The sequence below is a fragment of the Pseudomonas sp. UBA4194 genome, from assembly GCF_002379585.1.
Classification (GTDB): Bacteria; Pseudomonadota; Gammaproteobacteria; order Pseudomonadales; family Pseudomonadaceae; genus Aquipseudomonas.
The window spans coordinates 28,791-36,192 of sequence record NZ_DFUE01000037.1 but is presented as its reverse complement, the minus strand read 5'-3'; the positions used below and the strand labels follow the sequence as shown (position 1 = coordinate 36,192).

8 protein-coding genes are annotated in these 7,402 nt (G+C 61.8%); 3 read left to right on the top strand and 5 right to left on the bottom strand.

What is annotated here, in order from left to right:
* Nucleotides 1–16: 16 nt before the first annotated feature.
* Nucleotides 17–940 carry a DUF72 domain-containing protein gene (locus B3397_RS09730; RefSeq protein WP_296249450.1) on the bottom strand — a complete coding sequence of 308 codons (924 nt, stop codon included), beginning with the start codon at nt 938–940 and terminating at the stop codon, nt 17–19.
* Nucleotides 941–1,076: 136 nt separating this feature from the next.
* On the opposite strand from B3397_RS09730, the gene B3397_RS09725 reads away from it, so the two are divergent.
* Complete coding sequence (locus B3397_RS09725; protein ID WP_296249448.1) at nt 1,077–1,502, top strand: DUF1810 domain-containing protein; 426 nt, start codon at nt 1,077–1,079, stop codon at nt 1,500–1,502.
* A gap of 150 nt (nt 1,503–1,652) precedes the next feature.
* Nucleotides 1,653–2,840: an MFS transporter gene (locus tag B3397_RS09720; protein ID WP_296249446.1), complete on the top strand. Its 1,188-nt coding sequence runs from the start codon at nt 1,653–1,655 to the stop codon at nt 2,838–2,840.
* On the opposite strand, the gene B3397_RS09715 is transcribed toward B3397_RS09720, so the two are convergent.
* Together B3397_RS09715 and B3397_RS09710 are read right to left on the bottom strand one after the other, a co-directional pair.
* Entirely contained in the window at nt 2,834–3,871 is a 1,038-nt protein-coding gene (locus tag B3397_RS09715; RefSeq protein ID WP_296249444.1) for an alpha/beta hydrolase family protein, read from the bottom strand. The genes B3397_RS09720 and B3397_RS09715 overlap by 7 nt on opposite strands.
* Nucleotides 3,872–4,342: 471 nt before the next feature.
* Nucleotides 4,343–4,951 carry an FMN-dependent NADH-azoreductase gene (locus tag B3397_RS09710; protein ID WP_296249442.1) on the bottom strand — a complete coding sequence of 203 codons (609 nt, stop codon included), beginning with the start codon at nt 4,949–4,951 and terminating at the stop codon, nt 4,343–4,345.
* 116 nt (nt 4,952–5,067) lie between these two features.
* Between B3397_RS09710 and B3397_RS09705 the strand changes: the two genes are divergently transcribed.
* The gene (locus B3397_RS09705; protein WP_296249440.1) at nt 5,068–5,976 is read left to right on the top strand and encodes a LysR substrate-binding domain-containing protein; all 909 of its coding nucleotides are present in this window, start codon (nt 5,068–5,070) and stop codon (nt 5,974–5,976) included.
* Between the two features lie 18 nt (nt 5,977–5,994).
* Here the strand turns inward: B3397_RS09705 and B3397_RS09700 are convergent, their stop codons facing one another.
* Both B3397_RS09700 and B3397_RS09695 read right to left on the bottom strand, forming a co-directional pair.
* Nucleotides 5,995–6,417 (bottom strand): DUF1294 domain-containing protein, encoded by a 423-nt coding sequence (locus B3397_RS09700; protein ID WP_296249438.1) that lies wholly within the window; start codon nt 6,415–6,417, stop codon nt 5,995–5,997.
* Nucleotides 6,404–7,234, bottom strand: a complete 831-nt coding sequence (locus B3397_RS09695; RefSeq protein ID WP_296249436.1) for an undecaprenyl-diphosphate phosphatase — start codon at nt 7,232–7,234, stop codon at nt 6,404–6,406. Before B3397_RS09695 ends, B3397_RS09700 begins: the two co-directional genes overlap by 14 nt.
* Nucleotides 7,235–7,402: the final 168 nt, after the last annotated feature.

The window sequence follows — 7,402 nt, the reverse complement described above, 5'->3', positions numbered from 1 at the left end:
TCACCCCAAATCCACCCTACTTCAACACCCCCACATCCACCTCAACCCCAGGCTCCACCGCCAGCCCCTCCTCCAACCCCAATCGCTGCAACAGCGACCGAGCATCGTAAGGTGCTCTGACCTTCACATCATTGTCGAAGTAACAGAACACATCCCGCCCCTTGCGCTTGCCGCCAACACCTTTGCCGACCGTCTGGGCATCCTTGACCTGTCCGCCTTCGCTCCAACACTTGATGCGTTCGTACCAATGTTCGATTGCCGCATCCGAATACCCACTCTTGTACAGTTCGGCATCACCGTGCAGGCGCACGTACACGAAATCGGTGGTCAGGTCCTCGAGATAGGGCCACTTGCCTGCCGTATCTGCCACCACCAGGGCCACCTTGTACTTGCGCAGCAGCGCAATGAATGACGGTACGGCAAAGCTTTCATGGCGAATCTCAACGGCGTGGCGAATCTTCAGCCGCGTCGGAATTTCCAGGTAGCCCGGCTTGTGCAGTCGGGCCTCACTGGCTTTGGCCAGGTCCCGCGCCTGCTGTGCGGTGTGGGGCAACAACTGCAGGAAGTGTTCGAACCGTTCGGGGTCGAACTTGAAGTTCGGCGCAAACTGCCAAAGGATCGGGCCGAGCTTTTCCTTGAGTTGAAACAGACCCGAGGCAAAGAAATTGGCCAAGGGCACTTCAATGTCCTTGAGCCGCCGGGTGTGGGTGATATAGCGCCCGCCCTTGACACTGAACATGAATCCCGCCGGCGTATCGGTATACCACTGTGCGTAATGCGCAGGCGTCTGCAACGAGTAGAACGAGCCGTTGAGCTCGATGCTGCTAACGGCTCTGGAGGCGAAACTCAACTCGTGCTTCTGCGCCAGACCCTGCGGGTAGAAGTCCCCTCTCCAGGGTGGGTAGCGCCATCCCGAAATGCCTATACGAACCTGTGCCATGACCAATGCCTCGACGTGCGGCGTGTGTTGCTTGGGACTGGCGGCCTCGTGGGCCGTTCCATCCGCTCGCGCCGATGGAACTCTGCCGTGCGGACGTGGCCAGAACTGCAAATAACCCCTGCGGGATTTACCGGCCATGAACGACACCTATCAGCTGCAACGCTTCGTCGATGCCCAGCGCACGGTCTATGCCCGCGCCCTGCAAGAGTTGCGCAATGGTCATAAACAGAGCCATTGGATCTGGTTCATTTTCCCGCAGATGCAGGGGCTGGGACGCAGCGAGATGGCCGAGCGCTTCGGCATCAGTGGCGCCGGCGAAGCGCAGGCCTACCTCATGCATCCGGTGCTGGGGCCGCGGCTGGAGGAATGCGTCAACGCCTTGCTGACTCACGACGACCGCAGCGCGCTGGACATTCTCGGCAGCCCCGACGATATCAAGCTGCGCTCGTCCATGACCCTGTTCGCCAACATCGCTTGTGAGCACCCGCTGTTCAAGACCGTGCTGGATCGCTTCTTCGATGGCGAAGAAGACGAGAAGACCTTGTTCCTGCTAGGTGACTGAGTCCGCCACACTGGGCCGTCGACTCAGGGTAATTCGGCACAATCTGCTGATGTTAGCGCCAACCGCCCAAAGAACTCGTTAGCCTGCTTTCATTTCCGCCAGCCCCCGGCCATCATGGGGCTCTCCATCCGCCTGCCCGCGAACGAGCCCATGACCGAGCCAGCCCAACCTGCGTCGCTACCGCCGTCATCCGTTACTCTGCAAATCATCTCCATCGCGTTCTACACCTTCATCGCGTTCTTCTCCATCGGCCTGCCGATAGCGGTGCTGCCCGGCTACGTCCATGACCAGCTGGGGTTCAGCGCCGTAGCGGCCGGGATCGTCATCGGCGTGCAATACCTGGCCACCCTGCTCAGCCGGCCCACCGCCGGGCGCATGGCCGACGCCCTGGGAACCAAGCGAACCATTGTCTACGGCCTGATCGGCATCGGTATCAGTGGCGTGCTGACGCTGGCCTCTACCCTGCTGCAGGGTGTGCCGCAGTGGAGCCTGGGCATTCTTATCGTGGGCCGGGTCATCCTCGGTCTGTCCCAAGGCGCCATAGGCGTGGGCACCAGCAGTTGGGGCATCAGCCGGGTCGGTGCCGAGCACATGGCCAAGGTGATCTCCTGGAACGGCATCGCTTCCTATGGCGCCATCGCCATCGGCGCGCCGCTGGGGGTGATCATGGTCGCGGCCCTGGGCTTCTGGACGTTGGGTGTGGCGCTCATTGCCCTCAGCGGCCTGGCCTTGTTCATGATCCGCAATACCCCGCCCGCACCCATCGTGCGTGGCGAACGCATGCCGTTCTGGGCTGCATTCGGTCGGGTCGCCCCCCATGGCGCGGCGCTGATGCTGGCGTCCATCGGCTACGGCACCCTGACCACCTTCATTACCCTGTACTACGTCGATCAGGGCTGGGAAGGCGCAGCCTATTGCCTGACCGCCTTTGGCGCCTGTTTCATCATTGCCCGCCTGGTGTTCATCAACAGCATCAAGCATCTGGGTGGCTTTACCGTTGCCCTGGCCTGCATGGCCACTGAAGCCCTGGGGTTGTTGCTGCTGTGGCTGGCGCCCTCGCCGCTGTTCACCCTGATCGGGGCAGGCCTCACCGGCCTGGGCCTGTCGCTGGTGTACCCGGCGTTGGGCGTGGTCGCCATCCGCGAAGTGCCCAGCGCCAGCCGTGGCGCGGGGCTCAGTGCATTCGCCGTATTCTTCGATCTGGCCCTGGCGATTGCCGGACCGGTGATGGGTGCGGTGGCGGCGCTGATGGGTTACGCCTCCATCTTCGCCATTGCCGCCCTGCTGTCGATGGTCGCCCTGGCATTGACCTGGTGGTTATCGCGTCGCGATCACTGATCGGCGGTTTGCATGCCTGCTCGGGTCGGCCGGCCCAGCGCTTCGCTGAAGAAGCGTCCGGCCTCGTGGATCAGGCTGCGGTGAATGCCCTCTCGGTCGACACCCTCGGCGTCATTGCATAGCGCCGGCATTGCGTTGCGCTGGTCATCGCTGCAGGGCGCCATGAACACGAAATGCCCAGCGCCGGCGAGCAAGCGGTAGTCGGGGTGATCCGGCAGCTTGCGCGCGAGCGCTTCGGCATTCTTGTCGATAGCCACCAGCTGATCGTTGTCGCCGCTGTAGATCAAGGTGGGCACGTGCACATCGGCCAAGGTCTGGCGGCCGAACATCAGGCTCAAGGGCGCCATCAGCAGCAAGGCATGGACCCTGGGATCGGCTTCGGGGATGAGATCGTCGCGGTCGACTACCAATTCCCCCTGAGTCTGGCAGGCATCGGCATCGTAGGGACGTTCTTCGCAGTACTTGCGCAAACGATCCAGGTCCGGTTGTGCACCCGACAGAATCAACGCTGTCTCGCCGCCGGCTGAATAACCGATCACCCCTACCTGGTTGGCGTTGACGAAGGGCGAGAGCATCGGATCGTTCAAGGCACCGGTGATGGCAGCGGAAATCTGCAGCGGCCGTCCATACAGGTTGCTGAGCTTGCCCAGGCGGCTGTGGTCGCGATAGTTGTCGCCTGGGTGGACCACCGCCACCACCACGAAGCCGCGCCGCGTCAGGGAGGTGATCAGATCATGCAGGGCTAGTGGCGTCCCGGTGTTGCCGTGGGACAACATCAGCATCGGAAAGCGGCCGATGGCGATCTGGGCGTCTTCGCTGGCATCGATGGTGTAGCCGTCGACCTTGCTGGCGTGGCGCCGATCCGTGGAAGGATAGAAGGCGAAGGCCTGCATGGGTTGCTGATCCAGCGGGTCGGGAAAGGTCAGGCGATGGAAACCCACGCTCCAGTTCGGGTGCGGGGCCGCCTCGGCCTGCACTGAAAGCAGGCCGAAACACAGGTAGACGATGCATATCGCACAACGACGGACCATCGCGGCGCTCTTCCTTGTCAGAACCGAGGGGATGGGTTCTGGATAAGCATAGGATGGGCCAAGACGGGGGCGGGTTCCGTGAAAGTTTTTGCAGGGTTGGGAGGGGGGCGGTGGATGGGTTGGGGATTTGGGGTGGATGGTCCCCTCACCCCAGCCCTCTCCCTGAGGGAGAGGGAGCTAGAAGCGGATCGCGGTGCTGCGTATATCGGTGATCGGCCCCCTCTCCCTGAGGGAGAGGGAGCTAGAAGCGGATCGCGGTGCTGCGTATATCGGTGATCGGCCCCCTCTCCCTGAGGGAGAGGGGGCTAGAAGCGGATCGCGGTGCTGCGTATATCGGTGATCGGCCCCCTTTCCCTGAGGAAGAGGGAGCTAGAAGCGGATCGCGGTGCTGCGTATATCGGTGATCGGCTCCCTCTCCCTCAGGGAGAGGGCTGGGGTGAGTGGACCATTCACCCCCCAACCCCAACCTGATCAAGCAGCGACAAACACCTCAGCAATCTGCGCCTGAGCTGCAGCCATCGCATCGCCACGCACCTGTTCACCATACGCCAGCCCTTCAGCCCGCACGATCTCGATGTCGGTAATCCCGATGAAACCAAGCAGCGTCTTCAAATACTCCTCATGCGCACCACCGCTGGGCTGACCAGCGTGCAAGCCACCGGCGGTGGAAACGATCACCACCTTCTTGCCACCGCACAGGCCTTGCGGACCGGCTTCGGTGTAGCGGAACGTCTGCCCGGCCACACAGATACGGTCGATCCAGGCCTTGAGTTGAGTCGGGATGGTGAAGTTGTACATCGGCGCAGCCAGCACCACAGCGTCGGCAGCCAGGAACTCGTTCAGGGTGTCGGCGCTCAGTGCCGCTTCATACTGCTGCGCGGCATCGCGCAACTCGGCAGCGGTACCAGCGGCGACCAGCGTGGTTGCCGAGAAATGGCTCAGCGACTCGGCCGCCAAGTCACGGTAAGTCACCTCAAGATCAGGCTGCGCAGCCTTCCAGGCTTGGACCACGGCGCTGCTGAGCAGACGCGAAGCCGAGTTGTCGCCGAGGATGCTGGAGTCGATGTGCAACAGTTTCATAGGGTAGCTCCTGAATGATGAGTCGATGAGGGTCATCCTACAGAGCTTCCGAATGAATGATTAGATAGCTCAAATGCGCTAGATTGTCTCACTGACAGGACAATCGAGCAGTGACCATGCAGGATCTCAACGATCTGTACTACTTCGCCAAAGTGGTAGAGGCTCAAGGCTTCGCCGCGGCGGGTCGGCTACTGGGGGTGCCCAAATCACGGCTCTCTCGACGCATCGCCGAGTTGGAAGAGCGGCTCGGCGCCCGCTTGTTGCAGCGCACTACGCGTCAGCTCACCCTGACCAGCGTCGGCGAACGCTACCTGCGGCACTGTCAGGCGATGTTGCTCGAAGCGGAGATGGCCGACGAGGTCGTCGCCAGTCTGTCGAGCGAACCGCGAGGGCGACTCCGGGTGTCGTGTCCGGTGGGCCTGGCCCATGAATTTCTGCCAGACATCATCAGCGGCTTCCTCAAGGCGTACCCCCAGGTTCAGCTGGACATGGTGCTGCTCAATCGCCGCGTCGACCTGATCAGCGAAGGCATCGACGTGGCCCTGCGCGTACGCGAACCAGGCGACGAAGACCTGGGACTGGTGACCGTGCGCTTGCTCGAAGCCCGCACCATTCTGGTTGCCAGCCCGACGCTGGCGGCGTCGCACCGGATAGACAGCCCTGCTGACCTCACGCGGTTGCCCGTACTGGCAGCCCTGGAGGCCGACCGCAAGGTGCATCTGCGCTTGCTGGGTGCCAAGGGTGAAAAATATTACCTGGTGCAGGAGGCCCGGCTGGGCATCGAGGACTTCGTGGTGCGCAAGGCGGCGGCCCTGGACGATCTGGGCTACACCCTGCTGCCCATGATGCACTGCCACCAGGAGCTGGCCAGCGGCGCATTGGTGCAGCTGTTGCCTGAATGGCGGCTACCAGGCGGACATCTGCAGGCCGTGTACCCGCATCGCCGTGGTGTGTTGCCAGCGGTGCGGGCCTGGATCGATCATTTGGCGAAGGTGTTCGACGAGCATGATCAGCGGTATGTGTAGGTGGGTGCTGCGGTGAGGCTATATACCCCGCCCCAGAAACCGCCCGGCCAACACGATCTGATCCACCCAGAACGCCTGATGCACCAGCACTATCAGCCAGAACACCAACTGGTACGACACCTTGCGTGTCTTGTGCCGAAACGCCTGCTGGGCAATCAATGCGCCGGGCCAGCCACCCAGCAGTTCACTGGCGTGCAGCAGGTTTTCCGGCGTGCGCTGCCCCTGGGCCATGGCGCGACGTTTGTCATGCCAGTACAGGCCAAACGTCACCACACTGAGCAGCCCGTAAGCGGCCAATGGCAGGTAATGCCCTGCCATCGAAAGCTTCAGGCCACCCAGCAGCGGCAATACCAGCAACAGTACAAAAACTGTCCATTTGAACCCGAGGTGCTGCACGGGTTGACCTGATGGACGTCGCCTCGATTGCTCAACCTTGCGCATTGTGCCAATCGATCCAGCCGAACTGCCAGGTGGCCAGAATCAGCAGACCGAACGCGATGCGGTACCAGGCGAATACCGCGTAGCTGTGGTTGGCGATGAACTTGAGCAAACCACGCACCGCGATCATGGCGAAGATGAACGAGGTCACGAAACCGATGGCGAACACCGGGAAATCCGCAGGTTGAAACAGGTGGTGGAACTTGTAGCCCGAGTACACCGCCGCCCCGACCATGGTTGGCATGGCCAGGAAGAACGAGAATTCGGTGGCGGTCTTACGCGACAGGCCGAACAGCAGGCCGCCGATAATGGTCGAGCCGGAGCGCGAGGTGCCCGGAATCATCGCCAGGCATTGGGCGAAACCGACCTTCAGGGCATCAGTCCAGCGCATTTCATCCACGTGGTTGACCCGCACCACGTGCTGACGCTTTTCAGCCCACAGCATGATGATGCCGCCCACTACCAGTGCAACGGCCACGGTGATGGGGTTGAACAGGTATTCGTGAATCTTGTCGGCGAAAATTACCCCCAGCACCACCGCGGGCAGGAAGCCGATGATCAGGTTCACGGTAAAACGCTGGGCGTTGCGTTGCGTCGGCAGTCCGGTGACCACCTCAAGGATCTTGCGACGGAATTCCCACACCACAGCCAATATCGCACCCAGTTGGATGATGATATTGAAGGCCATGGCCCTTTCTCCGCCGAAGCCGATCAGATCGGCGACGATGATCTGGTGTCCAGTACTCGATATGGGCAAGAACTCGGTCAAACCTTCCACGATCCCAAGGATCAGCGCCTGCATGGCGGTCCACAAATCCATTATTCCCCCAGTTGGACTCGCTTCATGGCGAGGTCCTGTTAGTTGACGAGCTCTCTTTAGCGTACGGGCGCGCCGCGATGCTACCAGACCGCTCGATGCAAATCCCTAGCCCAGAGCAGCCAGGGGTGCACAAAAACTTAATTTCATGTTGGCCGCCCGCGGCCGCGA

Bases quoted from the DNA above. Each gene is read 5' to 3' on its own strand.
- B3397_RS09730 (WP_296249450.1), bottom strand. From the start codon at position 940: ATGGCACAGGTTCGTATAGGCATTTCGGGATGGCGCTACCCACCCTGG.
- B3397_RS09725 (WP_296249448.1), top strand. From the start codon at position 1,077: ATGAACGACACCTATCAGCTGCAACGCTTCGTCGATGCCCAGCGCACG.
- B3397_RS09720 (WP_296249446.1), top strand. From the start codon at position 1,653: ATGACCGAGCCAGCCCAACCTGCGTCGCTACCGCCGTCATCCGTTACT.
- B3397_RS09715 (WP_296249444.1), bottom strand. From the start codon at position 3,871: ATGGTCCGTCGTTGTGCGATATGCATCGTCTACCTGTGTTTCGGCCTG.
- B3397_RS09710 (WP_296249442.1), bottom strand. From the start codon at position 4,951: ATGAAACTGTTGCACATCGACTCCAGCATCCTCGGCGACAACTCGGCT.
- B3397_RS09705 (WP_296249440.1), top strand. From the start codon at position 5,068: ATGCAGGATCTCAACGATCTGTACTACTTCGCCAAAGTGGTAGAGGCT.
- B3397_RS09700 (WP_296249438.1), bottom strand. From the start codon at position 6,417: ATGCGCAAGGTTGAGCAATCGAGGCGACGTCCATCAGGTCAACCCGTG.
- B3397_RS09695 (WP_296249436.1), bottom strand. From the start codon at position 7,234: ATGGATTTGTGGACCGCCATGCAGGCGCTGATCCTTGGGATCGTGGAA.